Below are 20,881 nucleotides of genomic sequence, written 5' to 3'. Positions count from 1 at the left end.
CAAATGAAGTGTTTGGTTTGTAATAATAAAAAAGGCTTAAGATCAACGACATTGATGTTAAGCCTTTTTTGTTGCCTTTTGTTGGTGATGAGTCAGCTTAAGTACGCACTTTTCACCGATAAATAAGCCTTTTACGCGCTATTACGTGGTTTCAAGTTCTAGCTGCATCAGCATCATATCTTCACCATCAAGTACTTTTGTGTCGGTACTTTGGCAATGGCTGCACACCACGGTACGCTCTTTATGAGTGGTTTGTTGGTGACATGAAAAGCAATTAAGCACCAGTGGCTGAATGTTCATGTTTAATGTTGCTTCAGCGCAAATCCCCTCTAACTTGAAGGTATCGAATGCCGTTTGCAGTAGTGCAGGCTCTACACCACTTAAAATACCGACTTTAATATCAACGCGAGACACTTTATTTGCATCATTTTGCGCTGCATGGTTTTCGCACTCTTCAATTAACGCGGTTACAATGGAGTACTCGTGCACTTAACAGATCCTCGGTAATAATTCGCCTTGTGGTACATCTAAATATCGACTGCTGCCCCAAGGTGTATTTAAAATAACTTTACCGACTTTTCGGTCATTAACATGGCCAATGATGGCTGCTTGCTCACAGTGACAGAATGTCTTCATTACCTGTAATGTGGCTTCAGCAGCAGTTTTCGGGACGGCAAGAATAAAGGTGCCTTCATTAGCAAGGTCAAACGGCTCAAAGCCGTATAGCTCACATAAGCCAGACACTTCATTACAGACCGGGATCGCTGATTCATTAACTTCAATACCGACATTTGAAGCGCTAGCCCACTCGTTTAACACGGCAGAGATCCCGCCACGGGTGGCGTCTCGCATAGCATGAATATCAACATTAGTTGCAATTAGCTGCTCAACGATAGGCCACAATGTAGCGCAATCGCTGGTTAATTCAGACTCTAACGCTAACCCTTCACGTGCCATAAGAATGGCGGCGCCATGTCGACCCACATCGCGAGACACAATAATCACATCGTCTTGCTGCAGGTTTTTTACCGAAATATGATCGTTTAAAATACGGCCAACACCGGAGGTATTAATAAATATGCCGTCGGCGCAGCCTTTTGGTACCACTTTAGTATCGCCGCATACAATACGTGCACCAGAGCGTTTAAGCTCGGTAGCCATACTGTTTACAATGGTTTTAAGATCGTCGATAGCAAAACCTTCTTCGATAATAAAACTACTGCTTAAATATTGCGGCTCAGCGCCCATCATGGCTAAATCGTTGACTGTGCCAGCAATGGCAAGCTTGCCAATGTCACCGCCTGCAAAAAACAGCGGTGCTACAGTAAATGAATCTGTTGTAAATGCGGTATTACCGTTAAAGTGCAGCTTAGCTGCGTCTTCTTCATTTCTTAGAATCGGGTTGTCAAATGCATTAAAGAAAATGTCTTTAATGAGGCGGTTCATCTCTTTACCACCGCCGCCATGGCTTAACTGTACCGTTTTTTTGTTCGTTGCAGTGCTCATTTTGTCACTCCGTTATATCGATAATGCGCATTGCAGGCGCCTTCTGAGCTGACCATACAACTGCCCAGTGGGGTTTCGGGGGTACACCCACGGCCAAAGACCTTACAGTCTTTTGGTTTGCACAATCCGCGTAATATGTCACCACACTGGCATGCCTTGTGATCGTCTATCTCTGCATGGGGTAATTGCTCATGATAGACCTGTTCGGCATCGCGGTGGCTAAACTCTTCGCGTAGCATTAGCGCTGACTGTGGAATGGGGCCAAGCCCGCGCCAACGAAAACTCGGCCTTATGGTCAGGTATTTGTTAATCAGTGCTTGGGCGGTTAAGTTACCATCCTCTGACACTGCGCGGCTGTATTGGTTTTCAAGCACGGCAATCGATTGCGCTTTTTGCTTGACGATCATCAAGATTGACTCCATGACATCGACGGGTTCAAAACCTGATACAACAACAGGCGTGCTGTATTTGACTACAGCAGAGCGATACACTTTAGCACCACTGATCACACTGACATGTGCTGGACCAATAAAGGCATTCACTTTTACATCAGGATCGGCCATTACAGCGTCAATCGCTGGCGGTACTAGTACATGGTTGATGTGAAACAACAGATTGTTGATCTGCCTTTTTTCAGCCTGATCTAGCAATACTGCTGTCATTGGGGTTGATGTTTCAAATCCAATGGCGAAGAAAATCACTGTTTTATCAGGGTTTTCTTCAGCAATTTTTAAGCTGTCGAGTGGGTCATAAATGGGCCTAATATCACAGCCATTAGCTCTAAATTGAGCCAAGTTTCCATTTGAACCCGGTACTCGGATCATGTCACCTAAGGTGATTAATATCGTATCGGGCAGGCTGGCAAGTGCCGCAGCATGGTCAATTCGCTCTTTTGGCATAATGCACACAGGGCAACCTGGGCCGTGAATAAACTCAATATTATCTGGCAATAATTGAGTTATGCCGTATTTCATAATCGTATGGGTATGGCCGCCGCAAACCTCCATAATATTGATCTTGCCAGCACACTTTGACGCTTCATGCTCAATTTGTTTTGCTAGCGACTTGATGACTTCGGGATTGCGAAACCCTTGATAAAGATCGTTTAAAGATAGCATTACGAGGCTTGCTCCTCTTGCTCTAATTTTTCAACAATCTCTTGGTATAATTCAAGGCTGGCTAAGGCATCTTCGGGGTCAATTTTATTCATTACAAAACCGATATGAATAAGAACGTAATCGCCAAGCACTAAAGGATCGACCATTAAATGGCTACTGACTTTACGTTTTACACCCATGGTATCGACGGTAACAGCTTGTTCGTCTTCGTGTATTTCAACCACTTGAGACGGAATAGATAAACACATTACGCTTTTGCTCCATGTTGGTTGGCTAACCAGGTGGCAACGTTACGCAAAGACGCGGGATCTTTGGTAGACACTTCAATGAGTTCTACATTTGGGTTTAATTTTTTGAGCTGAACCTTTGCTTCTTCGATACTAAAATCAAAATGCTGCATTAAATCTGCTTTGGTGATCAATACCACATCTGCACGGCGGAACATGACTGGGTATTTTTCAATTTTATCGTCACCTTCTGGGACTGATAACAACACAACATTTTTATGAGTGCCCACGTCGTAGCTCGCTGGACACACTAAATTCCCCACGTTTTCTACAAAACAAATATCGAGGGGTTCTAGATCAATATGATGCAAAGCACTGTGCACCATAAAGGCGTCTAAATGGCAGGCTGCGCCAGTTTGTATTTGAAACGCATTAATGCCTTTGGCTTTTAATCGGTCTGCATCGCGACTGGTTTCAAGGTCGCCTTCAATAACAGCATATTTCAGATCTGTATGTAAGTGCAGGTGCTCGAGTAGGGTGGTTTTACCGCTACCTGGGCTGCTCATTAAATTAAAGGCTGTAATCGATTTTGACTCAAAGTGATCACGGTTATGCTGTGCTTCGATGTCATTTTTATCTAAAATTTTATGAATAACTGACAGGGTCTTTTTGTCATTGAGTTGAGGGTTAGTCGCTATGTTTTGGTCGGTATTTGAATGCGAATGACTTGGGCTTAAAGAATGGTCATGACGAGTAATTGAACAGCCACAATCTTGGCACATAGGAAACTCCGTTATATTAGTTATATTTCATTGTCGGCCACTCTAAGTGGCTCGGCATTGATGTAAATCAGTTTTAAGTTTAACTACAGGTGACCTGCTTCACGTTTGTAAGTGCCTGTCACTGCAGTTGTTAATCTAGTTATGAATGGCAAACCAAGTTTGCCCTAGCGCAATGCCAGCATCATTTATTGGCACTAATTTGTTTTGCATTAATTTGTTGCCTTGCGCCAATAATTGCGTTTCACAACGTTCTGATAAATAGCGATTTTGAAACACTCCACCGGTTAATATTATTGGTAAAGTGGGGTGTTGTTTGGCAACGTCACAAACCATGTCTGCCAATGTGTCCATAAAGGCTTTGGCAATGAGTGCTTGGCGGTGCGGGGTTAAGGGTTGGCATGTTGCTGCGGTAACAATTTGGTCTATCAGCGCCACGGTATCCCATTGCTGATCGATTAACGTCATCTGAAAATTGACAGCTTGTGGGTTAATATCGCCATTTGTGACTTCAATATTTTTGAACTCACAATGTTCAAATTCAGGGTTAAGGGCTTGGTTCGCTGCAGTTTCAATTAAGATCCCTGCTTGACCTTCGTATTGAACTTTATCTACTAAATCAATTAGTACCGCAACTACATCAAATAGCCGCCCAATAGAGCTGGTGCTATTAGTTGCAGGTATGCTTTGCCACACCTTACACAGGTTTGATAGGCTAAAACTTGTTAGGCGGCTGATTGCAGGTATATTCAATTTAAGGATTTGCTGCATTGAATATTTTTCAAGCAAAACAGATAAAAGTAACCTTACCGGCTGTTTAATGGCTTGTTCACCGCCAATCAGCTTAAACGGCTTTAAGTGGCCTATACGCTCAAAGTCATGGGCGTCGGCTAATAAAATTTCGCCACCCCAAAGTGTGTTGTCTGCGCCTAGCCCTGTACCATCGAAGGTAAATGCAACAGCCTTCTCGGTGGTGTTATTTTCAGCCAGCATTGCCAAAACATGTGCGTAATGGTGTTGTACTGCAATGGTTTGTGGTTGTCCAATCTTCGTATCGGTGTTAATTGCAGTGTGAGTGGATGATTTTGCCCAGTGACTGGTAAAATAGTCTGGGTGTAAGTCATGGGCTATTTGCTCTGCATTAAAGTGATATAGCCGCGAAAAAGTACTTAATGTATTGTGAAAGTAGCTTTCAGCTTCAATCGAAACTAAATTGCCGATATGCGGACTTAAAAATAAGTTGTGCTCAAAGCCAAAACATACGGTGTTTTTTTGCTGCGCTCCAACGCCTAAGGTGGGTTTGTTGATGGCTGTCGGGCAATATAACGACAGTGGAGCATAGCCTCGTGCGAGCCTTATCACTTGCAGTCGGTTGTTGACGATCTGCACAACGCTGTCATCACAGCCGTTTAAAATAGGTCGGTTATGATCCAATATGTAGTCAACTACGCTGCCAAGTTTAGCGGCAATGTCTTTACTATCAGTAATGATAGGTTCACCTGAGAGATTGGCGCTGGTCATCACTAATGGCGTATCAAGTTGCTGCAGTAATAAGTGGTGTAACGGTGTATAGGGTAAAAAGATCCCAAGTCGATCAATATTGGGGGCCACTAGCTCACTAATTGTTACATCTGCTTGAGCGTGCTTGCGCATAACCACAATTGGACGCTCTTGGCTTTCCAGGGTTGTCCATTCTACTGAGTTACCTTGTACTAATTGCTGCGCAACATTGCGGTTTTTTACCATAATTGCTAACGGTTTAGCGGGGCGATGTTTGCGCTCTCTTAGCGTCGCGACACTGGCATTGTTACTCGCATCACAAACTAGGTGGAATCCGCCTAAACCTTTAATGGCGATTATTTTTCCGGCCTTTAATGCGGCAACGGTTTGTGCAATGGCATCAAGTGAGTGATTGTGTAGGCTTAGGTCAGTGTTCTTAAAGCTTACCTCAGGCCCACAGTCTGGACAGCTTACAGGTTGAGCGTGGTAGCGCCGATTTAACGGATCTTGGTATTGAGCCGCACAGGCCTTGCACATGGCAAAACCTGCCATTGAGGTGTGTTTTCGATCATAAGGTAATGCTTTAATTATGGAATATCGTGGGCCGCAATTAGTACAATTGGTGAACGGGTATCTAAAATGCCGGCTGCTAGCATCAGTAATATCGGCAATACAATCATCGCAGCTAGATTTATCTGCTGAAACGGCTACGACTGCGTCAGCATTATTTTCGCTATGGATGATGGTGAAACCGTTAACACTGTTAGATAGTGGCAGCTCGAACATTGATATATTATCAATCCGGGCTAATGGCGGTGGGCTCTCACTGAGTTGTTGTTTGAAATGATTAATGACTTTAGCGCTAGCTTGCGCTTCAATAGTCACGCCCTCGCTATTGTTTAGCACACTGCCGCTGAGGTTCAATTCGTGTGCTAATCGATAGACAAAAGGACGAAAACCGACACCTTGTACGATGCCGGTTATTTTAATACCAACGCGAATGGAAACGTCAGTCATTAGTGACGGCGCTGTTGCAGAAAGAGTGAACCAACAGCGATATTGACTCCTTCTAAATCCATTTGTTGGTTAGCATTAAGCGCAAAGTTTTTACCTAAGCGCATTGAAATCCGCTTACCTAATAGTTCGTTACTAAATGAGCTACCAGCAAGTACTACAGATTTTATTGAAATGTTTTGGTCTAAATGCTCAATCCAATTGCAGATATAATCAGCTAAAGAATCGTGCATACCAAAGGCTAACTTTTCAATATTGTCACCATCAGCCAGTCTAAAGCTAATAATACTGCCTAGTGTTTTACACCAGTTGAGGCTACGGTACGCTTCACCACGGGTGAGAGGAAAGTCAATTCGAGGTGCATTGCTACCTTTATGGTGCATGGCATTGGCAATAACATAGTCACTTAACTGAACTTTATTTAGCTTCATGTCGGTGTTACGTGTTGCCGCGCCTAGTAAAATAGCAGCAATGGCCCACAATGATTGAATATTGTTAGTTGGCCCAGTTAGTTTTAACGCCAATAATGCAAGATAGTCATCTGGGTATTGTCGTTTAAATTTTTCAAATAGATCCTTTTGCGGCGACGAGTCTATTTGGTGCACGATGTCATAGCCATTATCTGGTAACGTTGGCAATTCAAAAAACAATTCAACTTTTTGTTTTGAATCAATTGTTACAATCCGACTTTTGTTCGTATCGCTTAAATACAATGCCGCACAATTTTTTGCTTTTTTTACGCCAATATTAGCTGCATGCAACGCGCAAGTTGCTGCTTGAGATTGCTCACTTTGTTGTGTGTCACAAACATGAGCTGTGACTTCAATGTGATCTTTAACCCAATGAACCGCATATTGATCAAGGTGTGCATCTTCATGTAGCGGTTGTTTATCTGAGGCGAAATTAAGGGCGGTGCTGTTGTTTACTGTCGCTTTTAATGGTACCCATTGGGCATTCATCATTGTGAGCTCAGGATTATTGATATTATCAATATACACCCAGTCGATTCCACGCTGGCGTAACAGTTCACACAGGACAGTCAGTAAGCGAGTATTGGCAAAACAGATGGAATATAACGGGTCGGTTAGTCGAGGGTGATTATCGATTGGGCGACTGCATATAAGAGGTTTTTCAATACTTGAAAGAGCAAACACTTGTTGTTCATTAACAACAAAGTGTGCATTTAGGTTGTTTGGGTTACAAATAACTAACTGTTGCCGCTTATTGTGCGCCATTAAATCGTTAGGTTTATAACTGAGTCGTACCGCAGGCTTATCATCTGCAGTCGGTAAATTGACAAAACCTTGAGTCTCTAACTCTTGGAGCAAAGCTTTAGCGCCGACAAGGTCAATTGCTTTATGTCTTGAGTCAATGCGTTGCTCGGCATGACAGCAATGGCAAACATAGTCAATTTTACCAAAGTACTTAGCTTGGTTATCACCAAACTGTGGTTGGCAATGCTGGCAATATTCTTGTTGTAAAGGGGAGTGCTCAAGTAATTTATTATCTCCGTTTGAGGAGTCGATTAACTTGATTTGAGGCTTTATTAGCCACGATGAGATTAAAAAGTCTTCTGCAATTGCATCGGCAAGGCGTTCTAAGTCGGATTGTACACCCTTGGCATCAATGAAATAGTTGTTGCCTGATTGCCCAATGGTGACATCGTATTGTTCGTTTAATAAGTACTGATTGCAAAGGTGCCCATAAAAGGGCACCTCACGCTGGCAGTTAAATTCAAATCTAATATTCTTCATCAGATATTAAGCCACGTTTATAAGAGTTGGGTATAAGAGTATTGATATCAATGCTAGCTAATCGAGTATATGAGAAACCCAATTGATCAATATGCTTAAATAAAGTGCGCTCCATTAAGGGGACTGCAGCTTGAATTTGAGAGGTTAGACCTAGAGTCATCGGTTCAAGCACGGTTGGAGTTACGCCAAGGACAAATGTTTTTGGTCTATCACCGACCATCTCCATCATGATTAAGGTTTGTAACATCTCAACTTCATGAGCACTGCCTTGCCAATCAATTTCAGGCGGGGCGTTATCAAAGTCAAAGAAGTAAACTTCACCCGGTGCAACGCCATTGGCGTTAACGGTATCGACTACAATTAAGTAGTCATATTGGCATAAAGTAGGGATAAGGCCTTGGGCCAAAGTACCACCATCGAGCATGTCAAATTGATGTTCAGGATGGTGGAATTCAAAGTTTTCTTGGATGTAATTGACGAAATGTACGCCGATACCTTCATCGGCGTACAGGACATTGCCAATACCAAGTAGCAATATCTTCATGTTTTCCTTTTATTTTTTCTTATGATAATCGTAACCAGAGACGATTGAGTCAACAGAGTTGTGTTTAAAGCGGATCCCACTCCAAACAGCCATGTAAACATGGACAACAACAAAAACAACAAAGACCCAAGTCAAATAGTGATGCCAAATTCTGACTGGCGCTAAACCGCCCATCATCATGGTGACCCAGTTAGCTGCTCCGCTAAGTGCACCACCTAATCCTTCATGGTATACATTGGCATATAACACTAATCCAGTAACGCAAATTGCGAAGGCAACTAACGAAATTGCAAAGTATGTCACGAATTGCAATGGACCATAGACGCCAGCTTTGTCTAAATGTCCCATCCAAAGATATGACTTGAGCTGAACTATCCAGCTCTTAATGTTCAACACATCTTTAAATGAACGTCTTTCGTTGTCTTTTTTTCCAAAAAAGAACAGATAAGCTCTAGCCACTGTTACAGCCACTAGGATGAAACCAAATATATGGTGACCTCCACGGATATAACCCTGAACCAAAACATCTGAGTTTTCAGGTGCAACTAAAAAAGGGTAGGAAATATAAAACCCTGTAATGACAAGAACCAAAATGGCTAAAGCTCTTAACCAATGAAATATCCTTGTCGCAGCACCAAAAACAAGTTCTCTTTGGTGGGTTGCAGAATGATTTGCCATGCTAACCCCCTTAACTAAAATCCGTTGGGATCGATTTTAAACTCACCTAGATCAGTCCCTTTAAAATCCATGACGTGAACAGCACAAGCCATGCAAGGGTCAAATGAGTGAATAATACGGATCACTTCTAACGGTTTGGTTGGATCTTCAAGCTTAAGACCAATCAAAGACGCTTCATATGGGCCCATGTTGCCATCGGCATCAACAGGTCCAGCATTCCATGTAGTTGGTACTACAGCTTGGTAGTTTTCTACCTTGCCACCTTTAATACGGATCCAGTGGCTTAATAAGCCGCGAGGAGCTTCAATCATAGAATGACCGACGTACTCTTTGTTTGGATCAATTTCAGGTTTAATGTAAGTAGACTCGTCTGATTGCATGTTAGTGAGTAATGCATCAAAGGTTTTAAGACCTTCTTCTGCAACAATAACAGTTTGCAACATACGGCCCGCTGTACGGCCTAAGGTTGTGAATAACGCTTCAACAGGTAAACCTGTTTCGCTCAGTAAACCATTAACGGCATCAACAACAACTTGGTTACCACGTGCATAGCTAACAAGTAATGAAGCAAGTGGACCCACTTCAACTGGTTGACCTTCGTAACGAGGAGATTTAACCCAAGTATATTTACCGTCGCCATCAACAGTTGGCAGTTTGCCGTATACTGTGTCTCTTTCAACAAAACCTGTGTAATCAGGGATTGTAGTACCGTCATATGGATGTTGTGCACCATCGGCTTTGTACCAAGCGTGGGTAACATCTTCTTTGATAAGATCAGGGTTTACATCGCTAACATTACCCAAGTCGCCATTCATGATCACGCCTTGGTTGAACATGTACTGTCCATCACCAATAAGGAAATCTTCAGTCGCCATGAAGTTTTTAACATTAACGCCGCCAAGTACACTTGGCTCTGTGCCAAATGCTTCAGCAGCCATGACTACGTCAGCTTTATAAGCACGAAGAATGAAGTCGTTTACGATAGCGTGTTTTTGTTTCCATTCTTGCAGGCGAGCAGGGCTCAACATGTCACGAACTGCTGTTACACCACCAACAACAATTGACTGAGGATGTGGAGACTTACCACCAAAGATCGCCAGCATTTCAGCTGCAACGCGCTGTACTTCAAGTGCTTTTAGGTAATGAGAAAGCGCAATCAAGTTCTGCTCAGGCGTAAACTTGTAAGTGCCATTACCCCAGTACGCGTTAGCGAATGGGCCAAGCTTACCAGTTTCAACTAAGCCTTTAACTCGTTCTTGTACTGCGCGTAATTCACCTTCACCAGCATTAATTGGCTTGTCAGTGTATTTAAGTGCTACTTGAGCTGCTAAAGCTGGATCTGCACTTAGTGCTGACACAACATCAACCCAGTCTAAACCATGAAGATGGTAGAAATGCACAATGTGATCATGCATATACAGTGACGTTTGCATTAAGCTACGTAAGTATTTAGCGTTTAGTGGAATTTTAACGCCTAAGGCATTTTCTACCGCTTCAGTACCACAACGGTAATGAGAGTATGTACAAACGCCACAAATACGTTGTACTAATAAACCGACATCCATTGGAGTACGGCCTTTCAAAATTACTTCAATACCACGCCATAACGTAGAAGATGACCATGCTTTGGTAATGACATTATTTTCGTCAACTTCAACTTCGACTCGCAGATGGCCTTCGATACGAGTGATCGGATCGATTACTACACGTTTACTCATGATTATTCCTCTTCAGATTTGGCAAAGACACTGACAACTGCGTGTGCGCCGAGTCCGACAGCAGTGGCACCTAAAATAACTGCACCTATGGTGTCAGTTGTGGCGTCAATTCCGTGTAGTAATTTTCTACCTAGTGGTTTTTCAAAATCAGCCATATCATCCCAGAAATTAGGCTCTGAACAGCCCATACAACCGTGGCCTGCTAATACTGGCCAACTAGTATGATGGTTGAAACGTTCAGTTGGGCAGTTGTTATACGTGTAAGGCCCTTTACAACCTACTTTGTATAAGCAGTAACCTTCTTTAGCACCTACATCACCAAATTCTTCAACAAATTCACCTGCATCAAAACGACCACGTCTTTCACAGTTATCATGCACGCGTGCACCATAAGCCCATTTAGGACGGTTGAACATGTCTAATGCTGGAAGTTTGCCAAACATGATGAAGTACATCAGTGTACCAACAATGTTCTTCTCGCTTGGTGGACAGCCACCAAGATTGATAACCGGCTTGTCAACAACTTCGTAAACACCTTTTGCACCTGTAGGGTTAGGTGCAGCAGCTTGAACGCCACCAAAAGCGGCACAAGTACCAACCGAGATAATCGCGGCGGCGCCTTCAGCAGCTTCTTTTACAATATGTAAGCCAGTGTGACCTTTACAGCCAACTGTTAGGAAAGAACCATTATTGGCTGTAGGTACAGCACCTTCAACGGCCAGCAAATAGTTACCATGATAGGCTTCTAATGCATGCTCTAGATTCTCTTCTGCTTGCCAGCCAGCTGCAGCCATTAATGTTTCTTGGTATTCAAGAGACACATGGTCAAAGATTAAAGAGTCAAGATTAGGAGAATCAGTACGGATAAGGGCTTCTGAACAACCCGTACATTCTGCTAAATGTAGCCAAATGAGTGGTACTCGGTCAGCTAATTCAGCGGCTTCAGCAACTAATGTACTGAATGGAAGAGGTAGCGCAAGCATCGCAGTAACAGATGCTGTCCATTTCATAAAATCACGACGGCTTATGCCGTTTTGTAACATCTTATCTTTAAGCGTATCACCTTGGCGTGGTTTTAGTTGGCGCAATTGTTCCATTCGCGCCACGCCTTGTTGATAAAGGGCTTCATGTGTTTCCATGGTTTAACCTTATTTTATGGGTAAGACTTTTCTCATCGAGAACAGTCTAGGCCGCAAAAAGCGTAAGAATATTGATATGTGTCAAGGTTTAATGGAGTTTGAGGGGATAGAGCAGGGCAAGATATGACTGTCTTGAGCTAGATCATTTAAATTTTGTGGCCAAGGACAATATGTCCAACCCATTGAAAAAGTGTGATCAATGCCCATTTTGAGCTTGGCTACAAAAGTAAGTAATATTCATTGGTTATGTTAATAACTATCATTAACATGTAGTGACGTATGAAGTAAACGATTATGCTGTTGCTCATCCCATTTATGGCAGATAAGAGCATTTAAACATCCGTTGCCATAGATTTAATCCGGCTGCGTGTTTAAGTTGATGAGTTCAGATAAAGCGGAAGCTAAGTCGAGCGAAACAGAGGTTAAGCCAGAAAAGATGGTTAAGCTCATTGATGATATAAAGAGCCTATAAAAATGACAGAAATAAGGCAGCTTAAAAAGCGGGTGACGACTAGTGGGTTTTATGAGGCACATTTGCTTGAGCATTTGATACAAAAAAGCCTCTAATGTAATTAGAGGCTTTTTTCGTTTAGTCTTAATGTCAAATACGGTTTGACGCTATGACTTAAAAGTTAGCTGACTTAGGTGCTCTTGGGAACGGGATCACGTCGCGAATGTTAGAAACACCCGTTACGTAAGAAACCAAACGTTCGAAGCCTAAACCAAAACCAGCGTGTGGCACAGTGCCATAACGACGCAGGTCACGGTACCACCAGTAATCTTCTTGGCTCAGTTCCATTTCCGCAAGACGAGCATCTAGTACGTCTAAGCGCTCTTCACGTTGTGCACCACCAATGATCTCACCAATACCTGGTGCCAATACATCCATTGCTGCAACTGTTTTACCGTCGTCATTCAAACGCATGTAGAATGCTTTGATATCTTTCGGGTAGTTTTTAACAACAACCGGTGCTTTGAAATGTTCTTCAGCGAGGTAGCGTTCATGCTCGGAGTGTAAATCGATACCCCATTCAACGTCGTACTCAAACTTTTTATCACAGGCTTTAAGTACTTCAATTGCGTCAGTGTAATCTATTTGAGCAAAATCACTGGTCACGAAAGACTCTAAACGTTGAATCGCTGTTTTCTCAACACGTTGAGCAAAGAACTCTAGGTCATCACGGCACTCAGCCAGCACAGCTCTAAAGCAATACTTCAGCATATCTTCAGCCAGCTTTGCTGCATCATCTAGGTCAGCGAAAGCCACTTCAGGCTCAACCATCCAAAACTCAGCAAGGTGACGACTGGTGTTTGAGTTTTCTGCGCGGAATGTTGGACCAAAGGTATAAACCTTTGATAGAGCACAAGCATAGGTTTCAGCGTTTAGCTGACCCGATACTGTTAAGAATGACTCTTTACCGAAAAAGTCTTCGCTGTAATCTACGGCGCCTTTGTCGTTAAGAGGTAAGTTTTCAAGATCCAATGTTGATACACGGAACATCTCACCAGCACCTTCGGTGTCAGATGCAGTAATAAGTGGTGTTGAAACCCAAATAAAACCTTGTTCGTTGTAAAAACGGTGAATAGCTTGAGACAAACAGTTACGAACACGGGCAACAGCGCCAATGATATTAGTACGTGGACGTAAATGTGCTAGTTCGCGTAGGTACTCAATTGAGTGACGTTTAGCGGCCATAGGGTAAGTGTCTGGATCTTCAACCCAACCAGCAACCTCAACTTTAGTCACTTGTATTTCGAAGGCTTGGCCTTTACCAGGAGATTCAACAACCTCACCAGTCATAACGACAGAACAACCTGCAGTTAGCTTTAACACTTCGTTGTTGTAATTTTCTAAATTATTCGGAACTACACCCTGGATCGGGTCAAAGCATGAACCGTCATAAATAGCTAGGAATGAGATCCCTGCTTTAGAATCGCGGCGGGATCTAACCCAGCCACGTACTGTGATTTGCGAACCAATCGCAAAGTCACCTTTAAACACAGAAGCGACAGATGTAATGCTCATTGTTGCTTAGTTCTCCAACGAAATGTTTAATATAAATTTGGGTGTTTATATTACCTTGATATTGGCTTTTCTCAAGTGGAAAGTAAGGTAAGTTGGTCAGTATCTTGGTATTGTTTAAAAAAGTTGGCAAATTCAGTAGGGTGTATCGATGAAAAGAGTCAAAACTTTCCAATATTTGCTTACCACGTTATCAGTTATCGGCTGGTCACTGGCTATTTATGCGTTATTAGTTTTTGATAAAGCAAGGCCAGACACGGCAGTCGGATTTTTACAAAGCCATGGTGCGGCGGTTCAAATTGAATGGGATCCCGGCTTAACCGTGTTACTGGCTGATATTATTTGGTGGTGCGCACTGATAAGCTTTGTGAACTTAGGGTTTAATTACTATATTGCTAAACATAGTCAGCTGGGTTGGTGGGTTAACATTCCGCTGTTATTTGTCAGTTCTTTATCGGCGGGCTTATATATTCGATTTGTTGTTTAAGCTTGTCAGTGCTCAGCATAATTGTCGGCATTATGGATGGTGTTGGTATTTTCCTGTAGAGGGCTAATAACCAATATGTTCAATTAATTTGACCAAATAGTATGGTCATGTCGGGAGATTAAACGGCATAGCTGATCTATTATCGCTGCGGTAGCCCCCCAAATAAAATACGATTTGTAACCGATAAAGTGCATCGGAAACTTAACCCCGTTGCGACTAAAGTATTGTGTATGGCGGTTACTTTGTTTTAGTAAAAATGACAGCGGCACAGTAAATAGTTCGTCAACCTCTCCAGGGTCAATCTGTGGCGTAAAGGGCTGCTTTACAATACTTACTACTGGGGTAATATCGAATCCGGTAAAGGTCTTGTGGTCTTGTAAAAGGCCAATCACCTCAACATTACTATCAGACAATCCAATCTCTTCATGTGCCTCGCGTAGTGCTGTGGCAGCTAGATCGAGATCGAACTCTTCGACTTTGCCGCCTGGGAAACTGATTTGCCCAGGATGAGCTCGTAAGTGTTGCGGTCTGCGAGTAAGGATAAGCTCTAGTTCGCCGTTATTGATGCTAAGCGCAATCAGTACAGCAGCTTTGCGTAAGGGTTTTGCTAACCCTAATGGATGGTCGTGATTTAAGTGATAGGATTGAGGCAAAGGTTGAAGGTTAAAATTAAGCCTAAACTCACCTAAATCCATATCATTACGCCTCTTGGTTAATACGTGACAACACCGGTAATATTTTGCTTACCTTGTCGAATGTTTCTTGATATTCGGCGTCAACATGTGAATCAGCCACAATGCCACCGCCTGCCCAACAATATAATGTGTTGGCCTGCTGAGCTTGCTCCGCAACTAAAGTGCGTATAGTAATACTAGTATCCATTGTTCCGCTTTGGCTAATATAACCAATAGAACCACAGTAAAGGCTTCTTCTTGAGGGTTCAAGCTCTTCGATTATGGCCATAGCCCGTATTTTGGGAGCGCCTGTGATTGAACCTCCAGGAAAACACGCTTGCAATAGGTCAGTGGCCGTTAAAGTCTCTTTTAGCGTGGCAGTTACAGTACTGACTAAATGATGCACCGCTGGAAAACTCTCGATATCAAATAATTTTGGCACTGTAACCGACCCAGGCGTTGCCACTCTACCGATGTCGTTGCGCAGTAAGTCAACAATCATTAGGTTTTCAGCTCGATCTTTTTCTGAATCAGCCAATATCTGCGCAGATTGTTTATCCTTTAATGGGTCGGGATCTCGAGACATGGTGCCTTTAATTGGCTTAGTTTGAATTTTATCACCCTGCAAGGAAATAAAGCGTTCAGGTGATATTGACAGTACTGCATGGTGCGGTAACCGAATAAATGCTGAGAAAGGGGCTGAGTTAGCGCTTCGTAATGCTAAGTAAGCCTGCCATTCGTCACCCTCATATTGGCTACTGAAGCGTTGTGTCAGGTTGATTTGGTAACAATCGCCACTGTGTAAGTAATTCTGAATTTGATTAAATTTAGCATGGTATGCCGTGGTATCAATTTGGTTGTGCCATGGGGAGATTAACCTAAACGGTGTGCTGGCTACTTGCGTTGTTGGCACTTTACTCGGGGTGTTAGTCAAAGCCAGCGTTGAAGGCGGGATCAGCCCTGCTTTACCCAGTATGCCTTCAAGTTGTTTTTTTAAAGTGGTTAATGCTTGTTGACTTTGATAATGAACTAGCGTCCAACAGCTTTGCTGATAATCATAGATAATTGCCCAATCATAAATACCAATGTTCATTATTGGTAGGGTAATATCATTGGCTGCAAGAGAAGGTAGCTTCTCAACTTTACGAGCGAGATCATAACTAAAACTACCCATAGCACCGCCAGCAAAAGGCAGCTCACTACTTTTAGTCTCAGGGAATAGTTCAGTTAAAGTTTGTTGCAACACCGTAAAGGGATCTTGCTGGTTTATTATGGTGGTATGCGCTGCAGGCTCAGTTTGAAGTGACGATAAATCATAGAGCGGGGCTCGATTAACACCACGGGTAATTGTGGTATCGTTTTCATTACTAACTAAAGTCGCTATAGGCGCTACACAAATGACATCATATTGAGCATCAATGTGCTCAGCATCAGCAGAGTCGAGTAATATCGCCCAAGGTTGGCATGCAAATACGCTAAAAAGTGACTCAGTGTTGATACTCCAATCAAGACGCATCGAAAATACGGGCTTAAGCGCCGTGCTGTTCATCTAATAACCCTATCTAAAATGTGATGTTTAACTAAAAGTCGCGAAAGAGTATCATATTGCTAACACAAGTTATAAAAACAAAACACATAAGCCAATTATGGCTATTGGAACGCGCACCTCAGTCTGTTGATGAGATGTTCAATTAATAAGTGTCAGTTAAATAAGGAAGTGTCTGTGAGCCAAGTAGTCTCTGTAATCAAGCAAACCGATTTAATCGAAAGCGTTGCTGATGCCCTACAATATATCTCTTATTATCACCCAAAAGATTTCGTCGACTCAATGGCTGATGCCTATGAGCGCGAAGAAAGTGCTGCTGCAAAGGATGCGATAGCCCAGATTTTGATCAACTCTCGCATGTCGGCAGAAGGTAAACGTCCGTTATGCCAAGATACTGGTATTGTGACCTGCTTTGTCAAAATTGGTATGGCAGTGCAGTGGGACAAAACGGACATGACGGTACAAGAGATGGTTGATGAAGGTGTTCGCCAAGCTTATACCAACCCTGACAACCCACTACGTGCATCTATAGTTGCTGATCCTGCTGGTGGTCGTAAAAATACCAAAGACAATACCCCCTCAGTTGTACACGTTGAAATGGTGCCAGGCTCACATGTAGAAGTCGCAATTGCGGCTAAAGGTGGCGGTTCAGAAAATAAATCTAAAATGGTGATGCTTAACCCGTCAGACGATATTGCTGCATGGGTAGAAAAAACCTTACCGACGATGGGCGCAGGTTGGTGTCCGCCGGGTATGTTGGGCATAGGCATTGGTGGTACTGCCGAGAAAGCTGCTGTGATGGCAAAAGAGTCATTAATGGATCCGGTTGATATTCATGAGTTACAAGCTCGTGGCGCTGAAACAACTGATGAAAAGCTCCGCCTTGAAATCTTTGAACGTGCTAACAAACTAGGTATTGGTGCCCAAGGCCTTGGGGGAGTGACAACGGTATTAGATATTAAAATTAAATCGGCACCAACGCATGCAGCATCAAAGCCAGTGGTGATGATCCCCAATTGTGCTGCCACCCGACATGTGCATTTCCACCTTGATGGAAGCGGACCTGCCGATCTAACGCCACCTTCACTAGAAGATTGGCCTCAAATCACCTGGGAAGTAGGCGAGAGCGTGCGCCGAGTTAACCTAGATACGGTGACTCAAGCAGACATGGAGCAATGGCAAAGTGGCGATACCATTTTACTTAGCGGAAAAATGCTAACCGGACGTGATGCTGCGCATAAGCGGATCCAAAGCTTAATTGAAAGCGGCGAAGGTTTACCTGAAGGCGTGGACTTTAAAGGTAAGTTTATCTATTACGTTGGCCCCGTTGATCCCGTGGGTAATGAAGTGGTTGGCCCAGCAGGCCCAACAACGGCAACTCGTATGGACAAGTTTACAGACTTAATGCTAGAGCAAACCGGCCTAATGGGCATGATTGGTAAAGCTGAGCGAGGCACTGCAACGGTCGCATCGATTAAAAAACACAAATCATGTTATTTAATGGCCGTAGGCGGCGCGGCTTACTTAGTCTCTAAGGCGATTAAAAAATCAAAAGTGGTTGCGTTTGAAGAACTGGGGATGGAAGCCATCTATGAGTTTGAAGTAAAAGACATGCCGGTAACCGTGGCGGTCGATTCAGAAGGCGTTAATGCACATGATACAGGCCCTGCAATCTGGAAAGTAAAGTTAAACGCTAAGTAAACACATTACTTCTCGATGATAGCCGCAGTAACTCAAGTGACTGCGGCTAGTATAAATAGCGTTCACTAGGTCACATTTAGACACGTTTTGAATAGCTTAACGTATTGCTTAAGCGATTTATTTTGGATAATGTGCTCTATCGCATAGGGGACATGTTGTCGCATCACAGTGGTAACACGCCTTTAAACATAACAATAAGATTATAACGATGAAAAAAACTGCAATCATTATGGCGCTTGCTGCTGTCGGTGCCGCATTTAATGTGACAGCTGCATCTCCGACACCTTTCGCTGTACAACAGCTGGTTAAAATTAACAAACTGCATTCGGCTGTATTATCTCAAGATGGTACTAAAGTGGTTTATGCCATCAAAAATGTTGATAGTAACGGTAAGGGCAGTTCAGACCTTTATATTCAAGACCTAACGACTGCCAACGTTAAACAAATTACCCAGTTTGCCGGGACTGAACACAGTGTTGCATTCGGTCCAAACGACAAAAGTATATATTTTGTTGCTGCACGTAATGGCTCTAGCCAACTATACCAATTGCCTTTAAACGGCGGCGAAGCAAAACAAGTTACTGATTTTCCACTAGATGTAGAAGGCTTTAAACTGTCAAATGATGGCACTCAAGCTGTTATTAACATGCGGGTATTCCCAGAATGTGATGATCTGGCATGTTCAAAAGACAAGTTTGATGCTGAAACAGCACGTACCTCAACAGGTAAAGAATACAAGCAACTAATGGTTAGACATTGGGATACTTGGAACGACCATTCAAGAAGCCATCTATTTGTTGCGCAGTTAAATGGCGATACAGTAACCACAGCTGTAGATGTTACTGCAGGCTTAGACACTGAAACTCCACCTAAACCATTTTCAGGTATGGAAGAAGTCACTTTCACACCCGATGGTAAACACGTGGTTTATAGCGCTAAAGCTCCGAGTAAAGACCAAGCCTGGACGACAAACTATGATTTGTGGCAAGTCAGTGTTGATGGTGGCGAGGTTAAAAACTTAACAGAGTCGAATAAAGCATGGGATGCACATCCTACATATTCTGCTGATGGTCGATACTTAGCTTATTTAGCAATGACCAAACCGGGTTTTGAAGCCGACCGTTACCGTATTATGTTGCGTGACACTGTTACCGGACAAGAAAAAGAAGTCGCGCCATTATGGGATCGTAGTCCGAGCTCATTGGCTTTTGGCACCGACAACAAAACTCTTTTTGTTACAGCGCAAGATATTGGTCAAGTTTCTATATTCGAAGTTAACACCCAGTTTGGCGACGTTAAGACCATTTTCAACGAAGGTAGCAACAATATCGTGGGCCTCGCAGCTGACAAGCTTGTCTTTAGCCATAAGTCACTGGTTGAGCCAGGCGATCTCTATTCTGTTAACCTAGATGGGCAAAACCTTAATCGTTTAACCGAGATTAACAAAGACAAGTTAGCTGAAATTACCTTTGGTGAGTATCAGCAATTTAGTTTTAAAGGCTGGAACAACGAAGAGGTATATGGTTACTGGATAAAACCGGCAAACTATAAACAAGGCGAAAAATACCCGATTGCGTTTTTAGTTCACGGTGGACCGCAAGGTTCATTTGGTAATACATTTAGTAGCCGTTGGAACGCGCAATTATGGGCGGGTGCCGGTTACGGTGTAGTGATGATTGATTTTCATGGCTCTACCGGTTATGGCCAAGCATTTACTGACTCTATAACTCAAGATTGGGGCGGCAAGCCGCTAGAAGATCTGCAAAAAGGTCTTGCAGCCGTTACACAACAACAAAAGTGGTTAGACGGTGATCGCGCTTGTGCATTGGGTGGTTCATACGGGGGCTACATGATGAACTGGATCCAAGGTAACTGGAACGACGGTTTTAAATGTTTAGTCAACCACGCTGGTTTGTTTGATATGCGTTCTATGTACTATGTGACAGAAGAACTCTGGTTCCCTGAATATGAGTTTGGTGGCCCATACGATAAAAACAAAGCCCTGTACGAAAAATTCAATCCTGTTAACTTTGTTGATAACTGGAAAACACCAATGTTAGTGATCCATGGGGAAAAAGATTTCCGTGTACCTTACGGTCAAGGTCTTGCGGCTTATACGCTCATGCAACGCAAAGGGATCCCATCTGAGTTATTAATTTACCCAGATGAAAACCATTGGATCCTAAACCCGGACAACCTAGAGCAATGGTACAAAAATGTACTAGGGTGGATGGATCGTTGGACTGAAAGAGAAAACTTGTTGAGTGAGTAATACTTACAAGTGAATGAAAAGAGCCAGAACTGAGTTTCTGGCTTTTTTGTGCATGGAAATTGTCATTCACCATTTGCTTTGTAAACTTGAGCTATTGGCAGTATGAGCTATTGCTAGTAACTAACCTTTAATATTAAAGCTTTAATCTTGTGTAGATATAAAGGGAGTAAAAAATGGTTAATAGCAATCAACTGACTAAGC

Annotated in this window: 17 protein-coding genes; 3 read left to right on the top strand and 14 right to left on the bottom strand. The window is 43.0% G+C overall.

The annotated features are described in order from the left end of the window. Positions 1–141: 141 nt before the first annotated feature. From hypA to asnS, 12 genes are all read right to left on the bottom strand, one after another. Entirely contained in the window at positions 142–489 is a 348-nt protein-coding gene (gene hypA / locus RGE70_RS09955) for a hydrogenase maturation nickel metallochaperone HypA (RefSeq protein WP_310471304.1), read from the bottom strand. After that, positions 490–1,506, bottom strand: coding sequence for a hydrogenase expression/formation protein HypE (gene hypE, locus RGE70_RS09950; protein ID WP_310471303.1), 1,017 nt, complete (start codon positions 1,504–1,506; stop codon positions 490–492). It lies immediately after the preceding gene. Beyond that, positions 1,503–2,624: a hydrogenase formation protein HypD gene (gene hypD / locus RGE70_RS09945; protein WP_310471302.1), complete on the bottom strand. Its 1,122-nt coding sequence runs from the start codon at positions 2,622–2,624 to the stop codon at positions 1,503–1,505. Before hypD ends, hypE begins: the two co-directional genes overlap by 4 nt. Beyond that, complete coding sequence (locus tag RGE70_RS09940; protein WP_310471301.1) at positions 2,624–2,872, bottom strand: HypC/HybG/HupF family hydrogenase formation chaperone; 249 nt, start codon at positions 2,870–2,872, stop codon at positions 2,624–2,626. Before RGE70_RS09940 ends, hypD begins: the two co-directional genes overlap by 1 nt. Next, the gene (gene hypB / locus RGE70_RS09935; RefSeq protein WP_310471300.1) at positions 2,872–3,633 is read right to left on the bottom strand and encodes a hydrogenase nickel incorporation protein HypB; all 762 of its coding nucleotides are present in this window, start codon (positions 3,631–3,633) and stop codon (positions 2,872–2,874) included. The genes RGE70_RS09940 and hypB overlap by 1 nt, the downstream gene beginning before the upstream one ends. A 135-nt stretch (positions 3,634–3,768) precedes the next feature. After that, on the bottom strand, positions 3,769–6,147 hold the full coding sequence (gene hypF / locus RGE70_RS09930; RefSeq protein ID WP_310471299.1) for a carbamoyltransferase HypF: 2,379 nt from the start codon (positions 6,145–6,147) through the stop codon (positions 3,769–3,771). After that, on the bottom strand, positions 6,147–7,898 hold the full coding sequence (locus RGE70_RS09925; RefSeq protein ID WP_310471298.1) for a Kae1-like domain-containing protein: 1,752 nt from the start codon (positions 7,896–7,898) through the stop codon (positions 6,147–6,149). Before RGE70_RS09925 ends, hypF begins: the two co-directional genes overlap by 1 nt. Then, complete coding sequence (locus RGE70_RS09920) at positions 7,885–8,442, bottom strand: HyaD/HybD family hydrogenase maturation endopeptidase (RefSeq protein ID WP_310471297.1); 558 nt, start codon at positions 8,440–8,442, stop codon at positions 7,885–7,887. The genes RGE70_RS09925 and RGE70_RS09920 overlap by 14 nt, the downstream gene beginning before the upstream one ends. A gap of 9 nt (positions 8,443–8,451) precedes the next feature. Beyond that, complete coding sequence (gene cybH, locus RGE70_RS09915) at positions 8,452–9,120, bottom strand: Ni/Fe-hydrogenase, b-type cytochrome subunit (RefSeq protein WP_310471296.1); 669 nt, start codon at positions 9,118–9,120, stop codon at positions 8,452–8,454. 14 nt (positions 9,121–9,134) lie between these two features. Next, the gene (hyaB, locus tag RGE70_RS09910; protein ID WP_310471295.1) at positions 9,135–10,838 is read right to left on the bottom strand and encodes a nickel-dependent hydrogenase large subunit; all 1,704 of its coding nucleotides are present in this window, start codon (positions 10,836–10,838) and stop codon (positions 9,135–9,137) included. A 2-nt stretch (positions 10,839–10,840) separates the two neighbouring features. Next, on the bottom strand, positions 10,841–11,977 hold the full coding sequence (gene hyaA / locus RGE70_RS09905) for a nickel-dependent hydrogenase small subunit (protein ID WP_310471294.1): 1,137 nt from the start codon (positions 11,975–11,977) through the stop codon (positions 10,841–10,843). A 625-nt stretch (positions 11,978–12,602) separates the two neighbouring features. Continuing rightward, entirely contained in the window at positions 12,603–14,003 is a 1,401-nt protein-coding gene (gene asnS, locus RGE70_RS09900; protein WP_310471293.1) for an asparagine--tRNA ligase, read from the bottom strand. Positions 14,004–14,151: 148 nt separating this feature from the next. Here asnS and RGE70_RS09895 point away from each other — a divergent pair, with 148 nt between their 5' ends. Next, positions 14,152–14,487: a hypothetical protein gene (locus RGE70_RS09895; protein WP_310471292.1), complete on the top strand. Its 336-nt coding sequence runs from the start codon at positions 14,152–14,154 to the stop codon at positions 14,485–14,487. A gap of 83 nt (positions 14,488–14,570) precedes the next feature. On the opposite strand, the gene RGE70_RS09890 is transcribed toward RGE70_RS09895, so the two are convergent. Together RGE70_RS09890 and pabB are read right to left on the bottom strand one after the other, a co-directional pair. Continuing rightward, complete coding sequence (locus tag RGE70_RS09890) at positions 14,571–15,182, bottom strand: CoA pyrophosphatase (protein WP_310471291.1); 612 nt, start codon at positions 15,180–15,182, stop codon at positions 14,571–14,573. A 4-nt stretch (positions 15,183–15,186) separates the two neighbouring features. Beyond that, positions 15,187–16,710, bottom strand: a complete 1,524-nt coding sequence (gene pabB, locus RGE70_RS09885) for an aminodeoxychorismate synthase component I (RefSeq protein ID WP_310471290.1) — start codon at positions 16,708–16,710, stop codon at positions 15,187–15,189. Between the two features lie 129 nt (positions 16,711–16,839). Between pabB and RGE70_RS09880 the strand changes: the two genes are divergently transcribed. Together RGE70_RS09880 and RGE70_RS09875 are read left to right on the top strand one after the other, a co-directional pair. Then, entirely contained in the window at positions 16,840–18,408 is a 1,569-nt protein-coding gene (locus tag RGE70_RS09880; protein WP_310471289.1) for a fumarate hydratase, read from the top strand. Between the two features lie 208 nt (positions 18,409–18,616). Beyond that, the gene (locus tag RGE70_RS09875) at positions 18,617–20,680 is read left to right on the top strand and encodes a dipeptidyl-peptidase 5 (protein WP_310471288.1); all 2,064 of its coding nucleotides are present in this window, start codon (positions 18,617–18,619) and stop codon (positions 20,678–20,680) included. The last annotated feature ends 201 nt before the right edge of the window (positions 20,681–20,881 follow it).

The organism is Shewanella youngdeokensis (assembly GCF_033180165.1).
Lineage (GTDB): Bacteria > Pseudomonadota > Gammaproteobacteria > Enterobacterales > Shewanellaceae > Shewanella > Shewanella youngdeokensis.
Note: the sequence above shows the minus strand (reverse complement) of the source record. Positions and strands in the feature narration are given on the sequence as shown.